17 protein-coding genes and 1 pseudogene are annotated in these 18,860 nt (G+C 47.7%); 10 read left to right on the top strand and 8 right to left on the bottom strand.

The window, feature by feature from the left end:
• Nucleotides 1-48 precede the first annotated feature (48 nt).
• Both BUA93_RS02595 and BUA93_RS02600 read left to right on the top strand, forming a co-directional pair.
• Nucleotides 49-588, top strand: a complete 540-nt coding sequence (locus BUA93_RS02595; RefSeq protein WP_072977139.1) for a flavodoxin family protein — start codon at nucleotides 49-51, stop codon at nucleotides 586-588.
• Nucleotides 589-713: 125 nt separating this feature from the next.
• Nucleotides 714-1,868 (top strand): alpha/beta hydrolase, encoded by a 1,155-nt coding sequence (locus tag BUA93_RS02600; RefSeq protein ID WP_072977140.1) that lies wholly within the window; start codon nucleotides 714-716, stop codon nucleotides 1,866-1,868.
• A gap of 70 nt (nucleotides 1,869-1,938) precedes the next feature.
• On the opposite strand, the gene BUA93_RS02605 is transcribed toward BUA93_RS02600, so the two are convergent.
• Both BUA93_RS02605 and BUA93_RS02610 read right to left on the bottom strand, forming a co-directional pair.
• On the bottom strand, nucleotides 1,939-2,604 hold the full coding sequence (locus BUA93_RS02605; RefSeq protein ID WP_175547359.1) for an MmcQ/YjbR family DNA-binding protein: 666 nt from the start codon (nucleotides 2,602-2,604) through the stop codon (nucleotides 1,939-1,941).
• Nucleotides 2,605-2,635: 31 nt separating this feature from the next.
• Entirely contained in the window at nucleotides 2,636-3,139 is a 504-nt protein-coding gene (locus BUA93_RS02610) for a DUF2798 domain-containing protein (protein ID WP_072977142.1), read from the bottom strand.
• A gap of 265 nt (nucleotides 3,140-3,404) precedes the next feature.
• Between BUA93_RS02610 and BUA93_RS02620 the strand changes: the two genes are divergently transcribed.
• Nucleotides 3,405-4,568: a Bcr/CflA family efflux MFS transporter gene (locus BUA93_RS02620; protein WP_072977145.1), complete on the top strand. Its 1,164-nt coding sequence runs from the start codon at nucleotides 3,405-3,407 to the stop codon at nucleotides 4,566-4,568.
• Nucleotides 4,569-4,572: 4 nt separating this feature from the next.
• On the opposite strand, the gene BUA93_RS02625 is transcribed toward BUA93_RS02620, so the two are convergent.
• Entirely contained in the window at nucleotides 4,573-6,225 is a 1,653-nt protein-coding gene (locus tag BUA93_RS02625) for a Na/Pi cotransporter family protein (protein ID WP_083597100.1), read from the bottom strand.
• A 133-nt stretch (nucleotides 6,226-6,358) separates the two neighbouring features.
• Here BUA93_RS02625 and BUA93_RS02630 point away from each other — a divergent pair, with 133 nt between their 5' ends.
• The 5 genes and pseudogenes from BUA93_RS02630 to BUA93_RS02650 all read left to right on the top strand — a co-directional run bounded on the left by BUA93_RS02630 (nucleotide 6,359) and on the right by BUA93_RS02650 (nucleotide 9,995).
• Nucleotides 6,359-6,841: a cyclophilin-like fold protein gene (locus BUA93_RS02630; RefSeq protein ID WP_254793815.1), complete on the top strand. Its 483-nt coding sequence runs from the start codon at nucleotides 6,359-6,361 to the stop codon at nucleotides 6,839-6,841.
• A 172-nt stretch (nucleotides 6,842-7,013) separates the two neighbouring features.
• Nucleotides 7,014-7,811: a hypothetical protein gene (locus BUA93_RS02635; protein ID WP_072977148.1), complete on the top strand. Its 798-nt coding sequence runs from the start codon at nucleotides 7,014-7,016 to the stop codon at nucleotides 7,809-7,811.
• Between the two features lie 46 nt (nucleotides 7,812-7,857).
• A pseudogene (locus BUA93_RS16495) lies at nucleotides 7,858-8,274 on the top strand (Rrf2 family transcriptional regulator); the annotation flags it as partial.
• A gap of 31 nt (nucleotides 8,275-8,305) precedes the next feature.
• Nucleotides 8,306-9,127 carry a protein-ADP-ribose hydrolase gene (locus tag BUA93_RS02645; RefSeq protein WP_072977149.1) on the top strand — a complete coding sequence of 274 codons (822 nt, stop codon included), beginning with the start codon at nucleotides 8,306-8,308 and terminating at the stop codon, nucleotides 9,125-9,127.
• Nucleotides 9,096-9,995 carry an SIR2 family NAD-dependent protein deacylase gene (locus BUA93_RS02650; protein WP_072977151.1) on the top strand — a complete coding sequence of 300 codons (900 nt, stop codon included), beginning with the start codon at nucleotides 9,096-9,098 and terminating at the stop codon, nucleotides 9,993-9,995. The genes BUA93_RS02645 and BUA93_RS02650 overlap by 32 nt, the downstream gene beginning before the upstream one ends.
• Before the next feature lie 140 nt (nucleotides 9,996-10,135).
• On the opposite strand, the gene BUA93_RS02655 is transcribed toward BUA93_RS02650, so the two are convergent.
• From BUA93_RS02655 to BUA93_RS02675, 5 genes are all read right to left on the bottom strand, one after another.
• A complete protein-coding gene (locus BUA93_RS02655) occupies nucleotides 10,136-10,822 on the bottom strand; it encodes a hypothetical protein (RefSeq protein WP_072977152.1) in 687 nt (228 codons plus the stop codon).
• Nucleotides 10,823-11,294: 472 nt separating this feature from the next.
• Nucleotides 11,295-12,746, bottom strand: coding sequence for a GAF domain-containing protein (locus BUA93_RS02660; RefSeq protein WP_072977154.1), 1,452 nt, complete (start codon nucleotides 12,744-12,746; stop codon nucleotides 11,295-11,297).
• A gap of 36 nt (nucleotides 12,747-12,782) precedes the next feature.
• Nucleotides 12,783-15,005, bottom strand: coding sequence for a DUF262 domain-containing protein (locus BUA93_RS02665; RefSeq protein ID WP_072977156.1), 2,223 nt, complete (start codon nucleotides 15,003-15,005; stop codon nucleotides 12,783-12,785).
• 7 nt (nucleotides 15,006-15,012) lie between these two features.
• On the bottom strand, nucleotides 15,013-16,059 hold the full coding sequence (locus BUA93_RS02670) for a hypothetical protein (RefSeq protein WP_072977158.1): 1,047 nt from the start codon (nucleotides 16,057-16,059) through the stop codon (nucleotides 15,013-15,015).
• 1 nt (nucleotide 16,060) lies between these two features.
• Nucleotides 16,061-17,245, bottom strand: coding sequence for an AAA family ATPase (locus tag BUA93_RS02675; protein WP_072977160.1), 1,185 nt, complete (start codon nucleotides 17,243-17,245; stop codon nucleotides 16,061-16,063).
• A 259-nt stretch (nucleotides 17,246-17,504) separates the two neighbouring features.
• Here BUA93_RS02675 and BUA93_RS02680 point away from each other — a divergent pair, with 259 nt between their 5' ends.
• Nucleotides 17,505-17,684: a hypothetical protein gene (locus BUA93_RS02680; RefSeq protein ID WP_139257688.1), complete on the top strand. Its 180-nt coding sequence runs from the start codon at nucleotides 17,505-17,507 to the stop codon at nucleotides 17,682-17,684.
• Between the two features lie 18 nt (nucleotides 17,685-17,702).
• Nucleotides 17,703-18,854: an FISUMP domain-containing protein gene (locus BUA93_RS15695; RefSeq protein ID WP_083597086.1), complete on the top strand. Its 1,152-nt coding sequence runs from the start codon at nucleotides 17,703-17,705 to the stop codon at nucleotides 18,852-18,854.
• Nucleotides 18,855-18,860: the final 6 nt, after the last annotated feature.

Here is an 18,860-nt window from a genome sequence, read left to right on the forward strand (position 1 = left end):
AAAAAGAGGTATATTTGAACATGTAAAGACTTCAACCGAGAGGAACCTATGAAAAAAGTATTGGTCTTGTCCAGCAGCTTGCGCAAGGGAAGCAACTCCGAAACCCTGGCGCAGGAGTTCGCGAAGGGTGCCGCCGAGGCGGGCAACAAGGTGGAATTCGAGTCGCTGCGCGGCAAGAAGATCGGTTTCTGCATGGGCTGCCTCGCTTGCCAGAAGAAGGGCAAGTGCGTCATCAAGGACGACGCTCCCGCCATCACCAAGAAGATGGAATCGGCTGATGTCATCGTGTTCGCGACACCGATTTACTATTACGAGATGAGCGGCCAGCTCAAGACCATGCTCGACCGCGCGAATTCTCTCTATTCCAGCGATTACAAGTTCCGCGAAATTTACCTGCTCACTTCTGCCGCCGACACCGACGCGAAGGCCATGAACATCGCGAAGCGCGGCATTGGCGGGTGGATAGCCTGTTTCGACGGCGTGAAGCTCAAGGGTGCTCTCTGCGCCACGGGTGCCGAAAGCGCCGGCGACGTCAAGAAGAATTCCGCGCTCCTAAAAAAAGCGTTCGCCATGGGAAAGAAAGTGTAATACAATAAAGTCATTCTCACGAAGGCTGGATTGCTTTTTGTCATTCTCGCGAAGGCGAAAATCTTAAGATGTCCGCCTGCGCGGACATGACGAGATGAGTTGAATTTTTAAATAGGAGATAAATCATGAAATCTAGATTCTTAAAAGCGGCGTTTGCCGTGGTTTCCGCATGCACCCTGATGGCGTGCACCCCCGCAACAGAAACTGCTCCTGCAGCACAACAGACAAAGGACGAAAATATGAACAAGCTCACGCTCACCGCCGAATGGGACAAGGTATTCCCCAAGAGCGATAAGGTCGAACATTCCAAGGTCACTTTCAAGAACCACTTTGGCATTGAACTCGCCGCCGACATGTTCGTGCCCAAGGACACGAGCCTCAAGGTGAACGGCAAGTTTCCCGCCATCGCAATCTCGGGCCCGTTCGGTGCCGTCAAGGAACAGTCCAGCGGCCTTTACGCCCAGCAGATGGCGGAACGCGGATTCCTGACTATCGCTTTCGACCCGAGCTTCACCGGCGAATCGGGCGGCGAGCCGCGCTACATGAACAGCCCGGACATCAACACCGAAGATTTCATGGCGTCCGTGGATTTTCTCTCGACCCGCGACAACGTTGACCCGGAACGCATCGGCATCATCGGTATTTGCGGCTGGGGCGGCATGGCGATTAACGCTGCCGGCATCGACACCCGCGTAAAGGCGACGGTTGCTTCGACCATGTACGACATGAGCCGCGTATCCGCAAACGGCTACTTCGATGCGGCAAACAACGCCGATGCCCGTAACGAGGCCCGCAAGGCATTGATGGCCCAGCGCACCAAGGACTTCAAGAACGGCACATACGACCTGGCCGGCGGCGTGGTGGACCCGCTCCCGGACGACGCTCCCTACTTTGTCAAGGATTACTACGCCTACTACAAGACCCCCCGCGGCTACCACAAGCGCTCCCTCAACAGTAACAAGGGCTGGGCCGCCTCCGCAGGCACCTCGCTCATGAACACCAAGCTTCTCGCATACGCCGACGAAATCCGTAACCCCGTGCTCATCATCCACGGCGAAAAGGCCCACAGCCGCTACTTCGGCGAAGGCGCATTCGAAAAGATGACCGGCAAGAAGGCGGACGTTCCCGCAAAACTCGACGCCACCAAGAACTGGAGCAAGACCGTCGGCAATAAGGAACTCCTCGTCATCCCCGGAGCCTCCCACGTGGACCTCTACGACAACCTAGAAAAAATCCCCTTCGAAAAGCTGAACGAATTCTTCAAGACGAATTTGAAGTAAACAAAAGACACAAAACCGCGACGTTTCTCGCTGCTGTTCAAGGTCACAAATTGTGACCTTGGTTGCTTTTTCACGCCAGCGTGTAGCTTTTATCCAGCAATTTTTTGATTTCGGTTAGCGTCACCGTCCCGTCAAGGACGACCGTTACCCAGCTTTTCTTGTTCATGTGGTATGCGGGGAGGTAGCCGGGCTTTTTCAGGAGTCCCGGCAATTCCTTCGGGACTATCTTGAAGTTCGCCACTTCGATAATCTCGTCGCCCTTGAGGCCAACTTTTGACTTTTCGACAGTCCCCAACAGGCAATACCATTTCTTGTTTTCGTGCTTGCGGATGGCGGCGAATTGCGGAAACCGTTCCCACAGATATTCGGGCTTGTCTCCGTATTTTTGCTCCGCGTAGCCAATCAGGTCGTTTGCAGATTTCCTTTTGAAAATCTGCGTCTCGAAACATTCGCTAATGAATTTATCCGTAATAGCGGAAACTTCTTTGCGGATGCGGCCCACGAGGGCCCCCTGCACGGAAAGCACTGAAAACAGTAGATATTCTTCGCCGGAATCGTTGTCGAAGACCTTGACTGAAACCTTCTTGCCTCGTCCCACTCTGATTTCTAGACGGAATTGCCCGCCAAGTATTTCGCGGACGAGCGCATAGTTTGGCCCTTCCTTCGTGAACCCGAAAGGAATGAGCTTTTTTACAAGGAGTTTCTTGCCGTTGAATTGTTCTTCGATGCCTGTCACAATCGAAAAGATAGATAAAATTATTTATGGCTCAGTTAGAAATTGCGACTTCCCGGCGTGCGTCGCGGTACTTGTGCAAGCCGAGCATCACACGGCGTGCAATCGGCTGCGCAATCAAGATTTCTACCGCGAGCGAAATGGCAAAGTTGCGAGGCCACTTGTAAAAGAAGTTTACCAGCGGCTCCATTGTGATTTCGCGGTTTCCGACCCAGGTACCTACAATCGTCAAGATGATGGACATCAGGAAAACCGTGCACATGATGTTGAGTGTAATCACCGCATGGAAGCTGTCGCCTTTCTGCGTAAGCCTTGAGGTCAGGAATGCCGCAGGCTTATATGTGACAAGCACCGTCGCGATGACGCACGGCCAGAGAATCGGCATAATCGGGAATACGTGCGCCCTGCTTTCCATGCTAAAGCCCATCTCGAAACAGGTGATGAGCGGCGCGATGATGTTCATCGAGATAATCGAAAGCGTCACGAGAAAAAGGGTGAATTCGCGTTTGCCGCGCGGGAGTTTCATGTAAAAGTCCATTTTAACCTCTTTTGTTGCGGGCCCTGCGCAATAAAAAAGGCGCAAAACCCTGATGTTTGAGTTTCACGCTGAACCATTATACGCAATGAAATTTCGTGCCCATAAATAAAAATTTTTTTTGCCTTTGTCAAGAACTTGCCAACGGAAAAATTTTTTCCTAAATTCGCTTGCGAAATCAACGTGTAGCGGTCCCGCATAAGTCCAGTTGTAAGGCTTTGCGGGCTTTTTTTATGGCGATTCTACGCAGCTTCGCCAAGAGGAATATATGAGCGGAAAACAGAAATTCACTTTCCTTATGCTGTTGCTAGGCTTGCTTTCGGCGTTCGGTCCCTTCGTGACCGACCTTTACCTGCCGGCCCTCCCGAGCCTAGCAGACTACTTTGCGGCAAGCCCCTCGATGGCGCAACTGAGCCTCACCATGAGCATGCTCGGGCTTTCGGTGGGGCAACTCTTTGTAGGCCCACTGAGCGACAAGTACGGCCGCAAAAAGTTGTTGCTAGTTTGTCTGCTTCTCTTTGTCTGCGGGACTGTCGCCTGCATTGTCGCGCCGAACATCGTAACCTTCAACGTGTTTCGTTTGTTGCAGGGCATGGCGGCGTCCGGCGGCATCGTGATTGCTCGTTCCATTTCGGCGGATTCCTACCGCGGCCCGGTGCTCACCAGGTTCCTCGCCATGGTGAGCGCTGTGAACGGAGTCGCCCCGATTATAGCCCCGGTGCTAGGCGGATTCTTGCTGAATTTCATGAGCTGGAAGGGAACTTTCGCGGTGTTGCTCCTGTATGGGGCGCTGCTGCTCTTTATGTCAGGAAAATTCCAGGAATCGCTCCCTGTAAAACGCCGTAGCAAAAAGTCTGTCTTGGCAAGTTTTAGCTTGTACGCAAAAGTATTCAAGAACCGCACCTACGTATCGTATTTCTTGGTATGCACATTCCCGATGATTATCTTATTCGGGTATATCGCCTCTTCGCCGTTCATTTACCAGAAAATCTACGGACTTTCGCCTGTGGGCTTCAGTCTCTGCTTTGCGCTGAACGCGTTGTTTACGGCGTTCGGTTGTGCGTTGTCGGGCAAAGTCGGCGATGAACGCAAGGCTCTCAAAATCGCTGGCGCGGGGATGCTCGTTTTCGCGATTGCTGTTGCTGCCGCCCTTATGATGCATGCGGTCCTCCCGCTTGTGCAGGTTGCCTTCATGGGGCTTACGTTCATGTTCGGCATGAGTCAGCCCCCGGCAACGGCCTTGGCATTGAATGCGGAACGAGCAAATGCAGGTACCGCTGCAGCGGCCATCGGGGCGTCGGGATTCCTGATGGGTGGAATCGTCTCTCCGCTGGTGGGCATGGGCGACATCGCCACAAGTGCATCAATCGTGCTTCTCGTGGGCGCAGTGTTTACGCTTGGATCGGTATTAGTAATAAGGTCTGGGCGATAATTTTTTACGATCGGCGATCTCCCATGAGCCTTGCCATGGTAAAACAACTGTCGCCCATCTTTTCGATTTTCCGTACGATGTCGATGTAAAGGAGTTCCGCCTTGACGTTGTTCCCTTCTTCGAGTCGTTTGCGCGCCACCTTCTTGAGCGCTGTCCGTTCGTTGTCGATGCGCTCTTCCAGGTCTCGGGCCGTGGCAAACTGTTCGGCAGAAAGTTCGCCGTCCATCGTGCCCAGGTGGCTGTGCACAAGGTTCAGCAACTGCTGTACAAGCCCGATGTAGGGGAAAAGCCGTTCCCTGTCTTCGGGAAGTATAGACAAATTCTTTTCGGCCACGCGCTTGATGAACAGCGCCACGGTAAGGCTCTCGTCCGAGAGGGCTTCCAGTTCCGTGACAATGGAGAGCATGGAGTTGATGTCGTTCATCTGGAATTCAAGCAGGTTCAGTTTTTGGCACTTCAAGAGGTACGATGTCAACTGCTCCTGCATCTGGTCCAGGTAGCCCTCTTCCTTTTCAAGCCAGTCGTAGTGGTTTGCGACAAATTCCTTCGGGTCTCCGGCAAGGCCGTTCTGGATGCGGGTGAACATTTCCACCGTGTTGTCGGCCATGTTCTGGATTTCCTTTCGCACCGAAACCAGCGGGATGGTCGCCGATTCGTGGGCGGCGAGATCCGGGAACGGGAAGGTGTAAACGGCGGGGATATCTTCGGGGGAATCCTTGATGATTTTTTTCGTAAGCCTTGCCACCTGCGTCGTGAAGGGGAGGAACAGGAGCGTTCCGGCCACGTTGAAAATCGTATGGAGCATGGCGATGTGGTAGGTGATGGCAACTTCGGCACGCCCCGGAGTAATCAAGTCGACGATTACGGTGAGTTGTTTCAGGAATATCAGGGCGAGTATGGCCGTGACGCTATTGAAAATCACGTGGACCAGGGCCGTGCGGCGCGCGTTGTCCTTTGAACCGAAGGCCGCCATGATGGAATCCACCGTGGAGCCGATGTTGCTTCCGATGACAAGGGCTGCAGAAAATTCCCAGGTCAAAAGACCGTTGTACGCCATGGTGATGACGATTGCCGTCATGGCGGAAGACGAATGAATGAGCGCCGTTACGGCGATGCCGATAGCGACCGCGATGGGGAAACTCCAGAATCCCAAATCCTGGACTCGCCCCAGGAAGGACATGTTTTCCGCGTTCAGCGAAACCGCTTCGGAAAGCCACCCCAGCGCGACAAACATCAGGGAAAATCCCATGACGGCGTGCCCGAGATTTTCTTTCCTGAATTTCTTGAGCGCAGTCAGCAGGTAGCCGATGCCGAAAATCGGCACTGCCAGGGCGGAAATCTTGAAATCGAACCCGAACAGGGCCACAATCCAGGCGGTAATCGTGGTACCGATGTTTGCACCGAAAATGACCGCCACGGACTGTTCTAGGGTGAGTAGGCTCGCATTCACGAAGGAGACCGCCATCACCGTCGTCGCGCCCGACGACTGGATGAGCATGGTCAGGGCGCAACCGGTAAACAGACCGAAGAATCGGTTGCGGGTCATGAAGGAGAGTGCTTTTTGCAGTTTTTCGCCGGCGGATTTCTGAATGCCGTCGCTAAGGAGTTTCATCCCGAAAAGAAGGACGCAAAGGCTTCCAAGAATATTGAAAACCATTCCGAGAATTGTAGTCATAAGCCTCGTAAAGGGGTTGTTGGACTTGCTCCAAAAATAGCAATTTAAGTTCTTACATTAAACATATTTAATTCTTCGTTATCGAAACGCAAGCCCAATTATTTATATTGTGTATATGCGAAACATTGTCCTTGTAGCGTTGTTCTTTCTCGTGGCCTGCAGCGATGCCGCAAGCCATTCGTCACAGCCTGAAGCTCAGACGCCGAAATCATCTGCAAGTTCATCTGCCCAAACGGAGGCTACCGTGAAACTCAAAATCCATGTGAACGATACCACCTTCACGGCAACGTTCGAAGAAAATTCCTCCGCCAAGGCCTTCGCCGAATTTCTTGCGCAGGGCGACCTCACGCTCGACATGCACGACTACGGCAGCTTCGAGAAGGTGGCCGACCTGCCGCGCAGTTTTCCGCGTAACGACAAGCAAATCGACACCGACGCAGGCGACATCATCCTTTACCAGGGCAATTCCATCACCATCTACTACGACAAGAACTCCTGGAACTTCACGCGCCTCGCCCGTATCGACAACGTGAACAAGAAACGCCTTAAGGAAATCCTCGGAAAAGGGAACGTGAAGGCGACATTCTCGGTGGAATAAACGTCCGAAAACTCTAACTAACCCTCGATTTTTGCGTAAGCAAATTTTTACACGAAATTTTTAGTTGTTCTATTGACATTACAACATTGTTTGAGTATATTTTGTGTTGTAACATTTAAAGAACAACTGTTTAAAATCAAACAAAAACGGGCATGGCCCAAGGAGACTCAAAATGGAAAAGAACAACTTCAAGACCGTAAAACTTGGCAAGGGCGTCGTGGAAGTCTACGATTTCGGGGCGGTCAAGCTGCACGCCTACAAGACAAACGACCTGATAACCGACGAATGTTTCTTGCTGGAAAAGGGCGGCGAGATGTTCATGGTCGAAGCCCCCTGTTTCTTCGACAACATTAGGGAACTGGAAGCCTACATCAAAGGCCTTTCGGTAGAATTCGTGGGAACGGTGATTGCCTACCATGGCGCGGGCGCGACCTTCATGAAGGGTGCTCCCGTGTACAGCACCCGCCATGCCGACGATTACAACCATAACGGGGGAGGTGCGGCCCTGGTCAAGAATTTCACGGCGGCTTTTGGCGATGCTTTTGACAGCTCCATCTACGCGACGACGGACTTTATCGAAGGCGAGACTTTGAATCTCGCGGGCATCGACATGCGCATTGTCGCGACCCAGGAAGCTTTCGATATCGAGTTTCCCGAAATCAACGTGGTCTACACCCACATGATGGGCCACGACGTTCATTCCATCGTGGCAGGGAGCAAGCACGCCGATGCCATCATCGCGCAGCTCACGGATTACATCGACCGCGGAATTTCCCTGATTCTCACCTCACACTACACGGTGGAAAATCTGGAAGATGCCCGTGCAAAAATCCAGTACCTGAAGGTGATGAAGAATATCGCCCTCAAGAACGTGAACCCGGCGGCATTCAAGAGCGCCATGAAGCAGGAATTCGCGAACTACTCCGGCGAAAACTACCTGGACATGACGGCGGGAATGTTCTACAAATAGGCCAAGGCACGCGTGAACGCGGGCAACAAATGTTAAATTGTGGATTATGAAAGTCAGCGTTCGTTTTACGGCGGCGGTCCATACCTTGCTTTGCATCCACTTCTTCGAGGGTGCGGAACGGGTGACCTCGGAATTCATATCGGGCAGCACCGGCGTGAATGCGGTCATCATCCGCAAGGTCCTTTTGCAGTTGCAAAAGGCGGGCCTGGTTGAGACGGCTCCTGGCGTAGGGGGCTCTCACCTTGCGCGTCCTGCCGACAAGATAACGCTCCTGGATGTCTACAAGGCCATCAACGATAACGACGAGGAACGGATCGTCTTCAGTTTCCACCCGGAACCGAATCCGCTGTGCCCCGTAGGCAGGAACATCCACCGCCTGCTGGACCCGGCCCTGAATTCGGCGCAGACGGCGCTGGAAATGGAACTGGAGAAGACGACCCTGAAGGGTCTCGCCGCACAACTCAAGACCGCCCCTGAGTCATCCGGGAGGAAACATGAACCAAGCAGAGCGCAGACTATTCCTGATAAAGTATCTACTGGCGGAAAGTCCCAGGTACAGCGGCACGACCATCCCCGCGGACGCCGAAGGACAGAAAATCCTGTTGCGTTCCTTGATGAACGTGCGGGAGGCCGCCCCCGCAAGCGATGAATTCTACAGGATTCAGGACGAATACCTGCAGGAATCCATCCGTGACCGCGGAATAACGGATGTCGCGGACATCGAAAGTGTTGGCAGGCGGTTCAGTGCGGGTGCGCCAGACCTGTTTGGCGATTCCCTGTTCCTGTGGCGCGGCGACATCACCACCCTCAGGGTGGATGCAATCGTGAATGCGGCCAACAGCGGCATGACGGGTTGCTGGCAGCCTTGCCACAGCTGTATCGACAACTGCATCCACACTTTCGCGGGAGTCCGCCTCCGTAGCGCTTGCGACGCCCTGATGAAACGGCAAGGGCACCCCGAACCTACGGGACAGGCGAAAATCACGCCGGCCTACAACCTGCCCTGCAAATACGTGCTGCACACGGTGGGGCCAATCGTGGGCTACGGCCTTACGGAACGGGACTGCGAGTTGCTGGAATCGTGCTACAGGAACTGCCTCGAAGTTGCGGCCCGGAACGGCGTGGAATCTATCGCCTTCTGTTGTATTTCCACAGGCGTATTCCGTTTCCCGCCGGAACGTGCCGCCCAAATCGCGGTGGATACGGTGCTGGAATGGAAACGCCGTACGCAAAACCCCATGAAGGTTGTCTTCAACGTTTTCAGCGAAAAGGACGAGGCTATCTATGCGCGGATTTTCGAAAAAATCAACGGATGATTTTTCTGCCGAAGTATCGAGACTGAAAAAGGCGCTGGCAAGGGCGGATGCCGTCGTCGTGGGCGCGGGCGCCGGACTTTCGACATCGGCGGGATTTACCTATTCCGGGGAACGCTTTGTCAAGTACTTTGCCGACTTTTCTGTAAAGTACGGCTTTTCGGACATGTATTCCGGCGGCTTTTTCCCTTACGGCACACCCGAAGAAATGTGGGCCTTCTGGAGCCGCTATGTCACGATAAACCGCTACATGGCCGCCCCGAAACCCGTCTACGAAAATCTCCTGAAAATCCTACGGGATAAGGATTACTTTGTCCTTACCACCAACGTGGACCATTGTTTCCAGAAAGCGGGCATTGACAAGGAACGGCTCTTTTACACCCAGGGCGATTACGGGCTTTTCCAATGCAGCAAGCCGTGCCACCCCTGCACCTATGACAACGAAAAGCAGATTCGTGCCATGTTCGACGCCCAGGGATTTTCAAAAGAGACGGGCTTGTTCGGCGCCATGACCGTCCCTGCGGAACTGTTGCCCAGGTGCCCCATTTGCGGCCGCCCCATGTCCATGAATCTGCGCTCCGATTCCACCTTCGTAGAAGACGACGGCTGGCATCGTGCTGCAAAACGTTACCGCGAATTTCTCGACAGATGTAACGCCATGCGCGGCGGAAACGTGCTGTTCTTGGAACTGGGCGTAGGCATGAACACCCCCGGAATCATCAAGTACCCGTTCTGGCAAATGACCGCCCTGAATTCGAACGCCACCTACGCCTGCATCAACTACGGACAGGCCTACGCTCCCGACGACATCGGACCCCGCTCGTTATGCGTCGACGGTGATATCGGCGAGGTGGTGACGAAACTTCTTTGATGAAGGATTTGACGAATCACTCGAATAATTTCATTTCAAAGGAGATGTCGCCACGGTCGTAGGGGAATTTTTCCTTGTCGACGGGGTTTTCCGCAAAGCCCCGCTTTTTTCTCTATACCTTTGGGGATTTATTTTGCTGACTATGTGGGTTGGTATACCAAATTGCTTGATATGGTTGCATCGATGATTTTCAGTTTTGCATTGAATCGTTGTTGTTCGGCGTTAATCAAACGGGCTATGTATTCAATAATATTCGTTTTTAGAGGAATTCCAATGTTTTTTGTCGTTGTGTGGTTTGGCACCATTGCTATTGATGGTGATGGATATATATAGATGCAATGAGCGACGGATTGCTGATTTATTGAGTCATAATTAGCATAAATATGCAATGAAATTTCTGTGTTATTCCAGACTTTTGCAATCACATTAACTTGGTCAGGCAAGAATGCGTATCTAACACCATTATGTTGGGCGATAATTTCTATGAGATGTGAAAGAGTTGTGATTCCATTGCTATAATTTTCTGCAAGAATATCCCAATAGCAGGGATATTGTAGGTTGATCCCTTGACAACTACTATTGTACACCCACGCCCAGCCGTTATTAGAATTTGCTATGTGGCAGAAAGTACCCGGTAGAATGTGAGATATATGCGGATAGCCGGGATCTCTTGTGAGCAATCTGTCTGCAAAATTTGGTGGTGCAAATGGACTGCTATATGTGTATATTGGAGGTATGTCGGATTTGCAGCAAAGTGTGAAATTCTCTCTGCAAGGCTGTAGCATGAGCGGATTGTCGAATAGCGCGTTTAGGATTACTTTTTTCATTTTAACCTTCTTCCGATTTTCAATCGGTTTCCTTTGGTAGGGAAATTATATCGAAGTGTCATTTTTTTGCGATTTTTAAGTGATAAATTGAACAAAGTGTGATACAGATCACATTTTGTTGGCGAAAATACGCCCACAATTGTGTGAAGTCGCTTCCGCATTTGCGGGAGCGGCTTTTACATTGTGGGGGAGTTGCTTGAACTTTTGCGGGAGATGCTTTTACAAGGTGAAGTAGGTGCCTGGACTTTTGCCGGGGCGTGTTGCATTCTTGTGTAAAGGGGCCCGGGCAAATGTCCGAGGGGCAACACTACTTATGCAAAGGCACTTGAGCATTTGCCGGAGCAGTTTCACTACTTATGCAAAGGCGCTTGCACTTTTGCGGAAGCAGCATTTACAAGGTGACAAAGGTGCTTGGACTTTTGCAGGACCTCCAACCACACTTTTGGGCTGCTTTTCGGGGCTTTTGCCCCCCTTACCACCAGAGTTTCAGGCGGAGGTAGTCGATGGCCTGGTGCGAGAGAATCCACCAGAGCGTGCGCTTGCCCGCGAAAATCTTCGCGATACCTGTCATGCCGGGGCGGAACCACGGGGGAGTCGCCCGCACGAACTCGCCGCGCACGGCGAAGGTGTTCTCCTGGTCCTTGACGCTTGCCGTCGGGTTCATGAGCGTGGTGCGGAACCTGTACACGTAATCGGGACGGCTCTTGATGGCCATGAAGCCCTCGCCGCCAAGCCGCACGTTGTTCACTTCGAGTTCGCTCACGTCGGCCTCCATGTAGATTTCTTCGATGGATGCCAGCTGGAACAGCTCGCCGCCCTGGTTCACATGCGACCCCACGCGCTTTTGCAGGTCGCCCTCGATGACCACCGCGCTGTCCGATTCGCAGCGCACCACCGAGCGAGAGAGCTTGTAGCGCACCGTCTTTAGCTTCGCCAGTGTCTGCGAGAGCTTGGCCTGCTGTATGCGCAGGTCGGCCAGCTGCCTGTTCGCCTGGGCCTTCTGTATTTCGCGGCGGTTGTCCTGTTCCTGGGCCATTAGGTCGGCCTCTTCTAGCTTGAGTTCCTTCTGGTCGAGTCGCAAGAGCTCGTCGCCCTTGTACACGATGTCGCCCGGCTTCACCTTCACGCTCTGGATGAACCCGTCGAAGGGGGCGCTCAGGTAGGTGATGTGGTCGGTCTTGAGCATGGCCGGGGCGCTTACCCTGTAGGGGATGGGCACCAGTGCCGCGAAAAGCACGAACGCCGTAAGCAGGATGCCCAGCAGTTTTGCCCAGGTGTGTTCGTGGCCCAGAAGCTTGGCTAACCCCTCCCGCGCGGCACGGGCGAACCTCTTGCCGAACCAGCCGCTCTTGCGGTAGAGTTCGTCTATCCTTGCGCTAGTGAGCGTTGCTACCAGGTGGATCTGGGCGGACTCCTCGTCGTCGAAGGGGTGCGCCCCGCGTTCGCAGGTGATTACCGCGATGGTCTCTTCGCCCCGCCTTACCGGGACCGAGAGCATGTGCCCCACGCCGTAAGTCTTGCTGTAGTACTCGTGGATTCGGGTGGCGAGCGGGGTGCCGCCGTCCGGGGGCGGGTAGGCGATGCTTGCGTCCTGTTCGTAGGCCTCTTCCATGGCGCATTCCAGGTCGCGCACCACCTGCATCTTGCCCTCGAAATGGTCGGTGTGGCTTATGGCCGCGAGCACCACGTAGTCGTGCTTGACCATGCCGATGCTCACCCTTTCGGCGTGGTGGCGGTCGGCGATTTCGCCCGCAAGTGCGAGTGCCGCCGTCTTGAAAGTCTTCGCCTCGCCGACAACCCGCACGATGTCCAGGACCTCGTTCATCTGACCGATCTTGGAACTGGTGGTGCGCAACGCGTTCTGCAGCGCCTTGATGATGGCGCCCTGGTCGAACTGCGGCTTTTCCTGGTTCTGTGCGGTCATTGGACTGTCGGTTAGGGTGTGGTTTGGGTGGAATAATTAAGATTTAAGACTTTTTATCTTTTCCCATTCGTTTCGGTGCTGTATGCATTCGTTAATAATTTTGGATAATTCGTTTTCATTAGTCTGCTTTAACGCGAGCTGTTTCTTTGCGATGGTTTCATCTAATGAGTTGTTTTGCAATTTGAGATTTTGTTCGGCAAGCGCATTTGCAATGTTTGCTTTTTGGATGAAGTAGGCCATATGGTCTAATACAGAATTGATTACTTTTGCGTATACAGCATCGAGTTCTTTACTGTGATATGCAAGTTGCTCTTCTAAAAAGCGAATTTTCTTTTCTAGAAGAAATGACTCTTTTCTATAATATGGGGTTGCCAATTTTTCAATAATAGAGTTTGCGGCGACATCTATTGAGTTGATTATATTGTCGATATTATCTTTTTCAGAATCGTAAATGTGATATCTGAATTCAACATGATGTCGTTCGCTAAAATCTTTTTTATTATTCGTGATTTTAATTATTTTTATTGCGCAAAAATATCCGTTTGAATTCTCTAGGATAATGACATTCCCTGCAACTAGTGATTTGCACCTTGACGTAAAATTAAATGCTTCAGGGATGTTTTGATATTGAGGGAAATCTACGATGTCCGGATTGAAAAATAGGCTTTTGACTCCGTCTCGATAACAATAAATACTGTCATCGCCACATTCACTCCATCGTGTGTCGAATGCTTTTTTGCCGTTTCCTATAATGAAACTGCCATTGTTTAGCGTGTAGTCTAGAATTATAGAATCCTCTAAATTCGTGTTGACAAAAATAGAAGTTTTATTTTGTTGTGAAATGTCATTTCCTTTTGGCATGTGTACCAAGTTGTTACGTTCAAAATAACGTAAGCCAAGAGATTCCACAAAAGACATTTCCGCCAACATTATTTCATTTTTGTGGTTCTCTATATAGTCTGAATACTGTTCGTCTTGTAAATTTGGATTGTCTGTTTTTAAAAATAAAATCAATGCTTTTGAACGCACTGCTCCGAGTGAGATTTTTTTGGGAAACGCATATGTGGTGTATGGATTTTTTTCTCCATCGTCATAGAAGATTTCAGAAGATGCTCCACAAGCGTAATCAATAAATTGATTGTATGCTTTTCGTTGATAAGTTAATGAGTTGACAGTAAAATAATTGCTGTATGAAGTTTTCCAAAACCAATTTTTTAAATCTTTAATTTGTTTTTCTGAGGGGTTTGAAATCTTTCTAAAGAATTCCATTATAAAAATTAACTGCATGTTATAAGGCAGGTATTTGTATTTATTTACATGCAATTCGTTGTGAAGAAATTGTACCGCCTTTTTGATAAAGGGGATGGTTTCTCTCGTCGTCTTTGCAAAATCATCTCGTTGGGCTAAATGCTCAATGTCAGTTTGGTCGAAATATAATTTGCCGAAAGAACTTTGAATGCAACGAAATAGAACATTTCTTGGTGTCTTTTCGAATCCAAATTCCTTTAAATCGCGCTGTATTTTCGTTATTTCATCAGAAAATTTAAAATTATTTTTTTTGTACGACAACGCATTGACCATCCAGTCAAAAGAAATGTCTACGCCTTTGGAATTTAGCCTAGAAAAGATTTCAACAGCTTCTTCAATATTTGCATCATTAATTTCAATACATGCGATTTTATATTCGATGAAACGACTTGCTAGGGAGTCTGCTCGGTCTAAAAGATTGTCGATTTCGTCTTTAGGAATCTTTGGCTCTATGTTTGTTCTAGAATATTGGCGAAAATCACTGCTGCTCAATAAAACGTGAAGTGGAACTTGATACGGTTGCTTTGTTACATCGTTGCGTGGGTAGAAAAATTCTTCGTTTTTTAAATCGTAGTATAAGTTAAACAACGATTTGTACATTTGCTCGTCACAAGCAAAACTTGATTTGTCTGGGTTTGTCAAACAACCGAACATTGAAGAAAGTCTTTGGAATCCGTCAAGCACATACCATTTTTGATCATTGTTTTGGGGTAGCTCGAATGGTCCAACTTTACGAGATTCTTCCCAATTCATTTTTTCTGAAGGCTTCCATAGCAGAAGAGATCCTATGGGATAATTTTTTTTAATGCTGTCAAACAAATCCTTAATATTATCACAAGTCCAAACAAAATCTCGTTGGAAGGGGGGGACGCAAACTAGCCCTTGCTTGACTTCCGTGATAAGCGAGCCTATTGTTTTGATTTTTGTGTCAATAGTAAGTTTTTTGCACATATTCCCTCTATAGAATTTTTTCAAGTTCCGAAGCTATATCGCTTAGTTCGTTAGGATTTTGAGACATTCGTTTTTGCAATGATTGTCTGTGCACATAAGATGATTCTTCAAATTGTTTTGACAAACGTTCTTTAAAATTTGCAATACCAGATCCATTCGACAAGTAATTCCAATTAGAGTCACTTATAGTAGAATAAAGTTTTTTTATTTCCTCTTTCATGAAATTTCTATCACATGCTGTACAAACAACCATTTTGTCAGGATCCTGTTCAGGTGTATATGACGAACGAAACTTGTTTTTTATTTTAAATCCACATTGCATGTCATAGAAATCCTTCTGCTCGTCTGTTAAATGCCGAAAAGCGTTGAACCATCCATTATTACTTCCGCATAACTCCTGTATTGCATCATCAGGCAAATAATTTTCTGCTTCTCTCTTTTCAAGAATGTGATATTTTATATTCCACTTATTCAAGTCAGATATTGCCCGATCGTATTTATGGTTTTCATCGCCGAAAAATTCCCTGTCGCTGTCCCAAAGAACATAATATCTAAAGAATTTTATTTTGTTTTTAAAATCTTGTTCTTTTCTAGAAAAAATTGCTTTTGTTGAACCACACCCGCCTAGATGCTGTGGAAGAATTTTATTCTTCTCTAAAGCTTTTTTTATTCGAGTACTTCCAAAATGCTTTATAATGCAATTAAGAAAATAACCATCGTTTTGAATGTTCTCTACATAGACATACATTGGCAAAGTAACATAATCTATAGCTTCTTGAATATTGAAAACTTTTTTTACGATTTCTGAATGACCATTCATGCAAACGTCGATAACTTCACCGCGATATGGGGGCAATGTCATGTTAACGTTAATTGATTGCTTAATTATATTTTGTAAACTTTGGGGAAGAGATTTGAACGATCCGGTTTTCAAAGATTTCGGTCTGACGAGAATTGAGTTTATTCCTGAACTAAGAGATATGATAGAAAGTAATCCTATCAACTCTTCTATAGCCCCCCTTTCAAAACATGAATCATCAATCCTACAAAGCATTTTATACCTTATTTTGTGCTTCAAAAATAGCTATCGATTCTGCCAAAGTTTCTTCAAAAACACCTTCTGGCCAGTAATTTACTGATCCATCTTCATTTATTTCGACTGAAACAAGCTTGCTACAGCACTCATTTTTATCAAATTCTACAGAATAAAGAGCGACGTCATTAACAGAAAGTTTTTTTTCTGCAATTAATCTTCTTAAGCGTAGAATAAAATTGATTGAGTGGGTTTCTACAAGATAAGATTTGTTGCAATCATTTTTTGTGCTTAAGGCGATTAATTCTGCAAGGTTTCCATGAGCTGCCGGATGCAAATGTGTTTCCGGTTCTTCTAATACAATAATGGTCGGTTCATCGCATGTGCGACTTGCTCGCGTAACAATCGGAAGGGATTGGGCTATGCCTACGCCAGCATCTGTAATATTTATATTTAATTTGTTTGCTTGTTCCATTTCAATGGAGTAAACAGGATCTCTGTCACGGTTTACTTTTATTTTCCATCCATTGAAATTGTTTTCATACCACTTTGAAACATTTTTTAGAAGTTCTTGATTAACGGTTTTTGAATCATCAATTAAAAACTGGTAGTTGATGCGACCATCATTTTCTTCACAAGATTTAAATGTGTTTGATTGTAAAAATGCGTATGGAAGCCAACGAAATGCTCCAATGTAATCAATGTTAAAACGCAATGTGTTTATAATTTGTTGAGCAAACAGCTTGTATTTGTCATGACTTGGTGTAATTCCGTTAAAATACACTCCTGGAACGGGATTTTTTGTTACAAGATCATGAAGTTCGTCGTCCTCACCAGGTTCAAGTCCAATTTTGTCGTCTTTGTTTTGAGCTGTCCAGCGTTCTATTTTCGAATGGCCATTTTCTTCGTTGACAAAAAAAGAAAATTCAAGAGAATTTTTTTTGTTATCTTCAAAAAAGAATGAAACAGCTCTATGACCACGACCATACACAAGGCTTCTCATATCCTCGATGTGTAGTCCGTTTTTTGTAGGGTCGAATACTTCAGCTGATTGGCAGTTAATGGCTGATTGTAAAATCGATGGTATTTTGAGAATAGCGCTTTTGCCAGAGTTGTTTTTTCCAAAAATTACTGTGACGGGTTTTAATGAAAGCGTCTGTTCGTTTTTGAAAATTTTATAGTAGCTAAAACGAATGTTTTTTATCATATTATCACCTAATGTGTATAATTTAGATTTAAATAACCTTTAATGATTGCTGAATTCAAAAAAAAGATGCTTTTAAGAATAGTTGTCCTGTTTTAATGTCATAACCTTGAAAAATATCCCGGTGTGACGCGAATCATGCTGGTTGTGAAATGAATACGGTTATAATACGCCCACGTTCCAGCGGTATACAAAAAAAGTCGGACTGCGGGGCGGGGTGTGGGCTGAATATGGGGGCTTTTTACCCCCATTTGGGGTGTTTATGGCTGGTCAAATAGCTTTCTTTATTATCTTTTTCTTAAAAATAAGAACAGATTTTGTTCCTATGAATGAATCGGATGTAAAAGTAAAAGGGCCTGGTCCCTATTCGATTGAGCGGTTGAAACCGCGATTTATGGTGGATGCCTTATCCATCGAGATTTTGCTTTCAAAAAAAGTTTAATAACAGGAGTACTAAAAGATGAACAAGTTCAAGACACTACTTTTCTTAGCCGTGTTTGGCGGGATAGGCCTTTGGGGCTGTGACGACTCGTCGTCGGCAAGTGAAGGCAACAATGAATCATCCGCTGTTGAATCATCTTCAAGCGTAAAGGACTCTGATTCCACCGAAGAGTCATCCTCTTCGATTGACAAGAAGTCTTCGGGTAACGAAACCAAAGACAAGTCATCGAGTAGTGAGAATAAGTCTAGCAGTTCCGCGAAAGAAACGAAGAACTCCTCCGACTCCAAGAGTTCCAGTTCTGTAAAATCGGGAGATTCTTCTAGCAGTAAGAAGAATGTGTCTAGCTCGTCGGTGAATTCGTCTTCAAGCAAGAACCAAAGTAGTAGTTCTTCTGTGAAACAATCGAGTTCTAGTTCTAATCTTGTTCAATCATCAAGTAGTAAAGGTAATCCATGGGGAACTTCTGCAGAATGGGGACCTTTCAACTGCAATGTGAATGGGGGGTGCTTAGAATTTACAGATGACCGAAATGACCGAACTTATAAGTACATGAAGTTTGATGGAAAAAAGTGTTTGAACTTTAATGACAAAGGAAAATGTACGGACGAAAAGGATACCACCATCTATGCAATGGTAGAAAACTTAAATATTGGGAAAATGGTAGATGGATCACTGGATCAAAATGTTGATAACGAGATAGAACGATATTGTTATGATAATGATACGCTTATATGCCACTACTATGGAGGCCTTTATCAGTGGGCAGAGATGATGGGCTTCAATGACAGTTGTAATACCAAGAGTTGTGCTCACTTGATTCAAGAAAATCACCAAGGAATTTGTCCAGACAAATGGCATCTGTTGACATACGAAGATTTCTATATCATTTTGAATAGCAATGGAAACACACATGGAATAGAGGGCTTGCGGTCGACGTTTGGTTGTGGAGGATATAATGGAACAGGTTTTAGCCTTGTATGTGGTGGAGAAAATTGGGGATATGCATATGATAATTTTGATGAGGGCGTATATTGGTTCTACCCAGAAGAGACTGATTCGAATTTGCTTAAAGCGAGTGGTTCATATACAGGTCTATCAATGACAACCGTTAGAAAGGGTTCTTATAAAAAAACACATGGTTTTTCGGTTAGATGTGTTAAAGCTGAGTGATTTTTT

The sequence above is a fragment of the Fibrobacter sp. UWH4 genome (genome assembly GCF_900142475.1).
GTDB lineage: Bacteria > Fibrobacterota > Fibrobacteria > Fibrobacterales > Fibrobacteraceae > Fibrobacter.

Excerpts from the sequence above, each read along its gene's own strand:
- BUA93_RS02595 (WP_072977139.1), top strand. The coding sequence starts at position 49 with ATGAAAAAAGTATTGGTCTTGTCCAGCAGCTTGCGCAAGGGAAGCAAC.
- BUA93_RS02600 (WP_072977140.1), top strand. The coding sequence starts at position 714 with ATGAAATCTAGATTCTTAAAAGCGGCGTTTGCCGTGGTTTCCGCATGC.
- BUA93_RS02610 (WP_072977142.1), bottom strand. The coding sequence starts at position 3,139 with ATGGACTTTTACATGAAACTCCCGCGCGGCAAACGCGAATTCACCCTT.
- BUA93_RS02620 (WP_072977145.1), top strand. The coding sequence starts at position 3,405 with ATGAGCGGAAAACAGAAATTCACTTTCCTTATGCTGTTGCTAGGCTTG.
- BUA93_RS02625 (WP_083597100.1), bottom strand. The coding sequence starts at position 6,225 with ATGGTTTTCAATATTCTTGGAAGCCTTTGCGTCCTTCTTTTCGGGATG.
- BUA93_RS02630 (WP_254793815.1), top strand. The coding sequence starts at position 6,359 with ATGCGAAACATTGTCCTTGTAGCGTTGTTCTTTCTCGTGGCCTGCAGC.
- BUA93_RS02635 (WP_072977148.1), top strand. The coding sequence starts at position 7,014 with ATGGAAAAGAACAACTTCAAGACCGTAAAACTTGGCAAGGGCGTCGTG.
- BUA93_RS02645 (WP_072977149.1), top strand. The coding sequence starts at position 8,306 with ATGAACCAAGCAGAGCGCAGACTATTCCTGATAAAGTATCTACTGGCG.
- BUA93_RS02650 (WP_072977151.1), top strand. The coding sequence starts at position 9,096 with ATGCGCGGATTTTCGAAAAAATCAACGGATGATTTTTCTGCCGAAGTA.
- BUA93_RS02655 (WP_072977152.1), bottom strand. The coding sequence starts at position 10,822 with ATGAAAAAAGTAATCCTAAACGCGCTATTCGACAATCCGCTCATGCTA.
- BUA93_RS02660 (WP_072977154.1), bottom strand. The coding sequence starts at position 12,746 with ATGACCGCACAGAACCAGGAAAAGCCGCAGTTCGACCAGGGCGCCATC.
- BUA93_RS02665 (WP_072977156.1), bottom strand. The coding sequence starts at position 15,005 with ATGTGCAAAAAACTTACTATTGACACAAAAATCAAAACAATAGGCTCG.
- BUA93_RS02670 (WP_072977158.1), bottom strand. The coding sequence starts at position 16,059 with ATGCTTTGTAGGATTGATGATTCATGTTTTGAAAGGGGGGCTATAGAA.
- BUA93_RS02675 (WP_072977160.1), bottom strand. The coding sequence starts at position 17,245 with ATGATAAAAAACATTCGTTTTAGCTACTATAAAATTTTCAAAAACGAA.
- BUA93_RS02680 (WP_139257688.1), top strand. The coding sequence starts at position 17,505 with ATGGCTGGTCAAATAGCTTTCTTTATTATCTTTTTCTTAAAAATAAGA.
- BUA93_RS15695 (WP_083597086.1), top strand. The coding sequence starts at position 17,703 with ATGAACAAGTTCAAGACACTACTTTTCTTAGCCGTGTTTGGCGGGATA.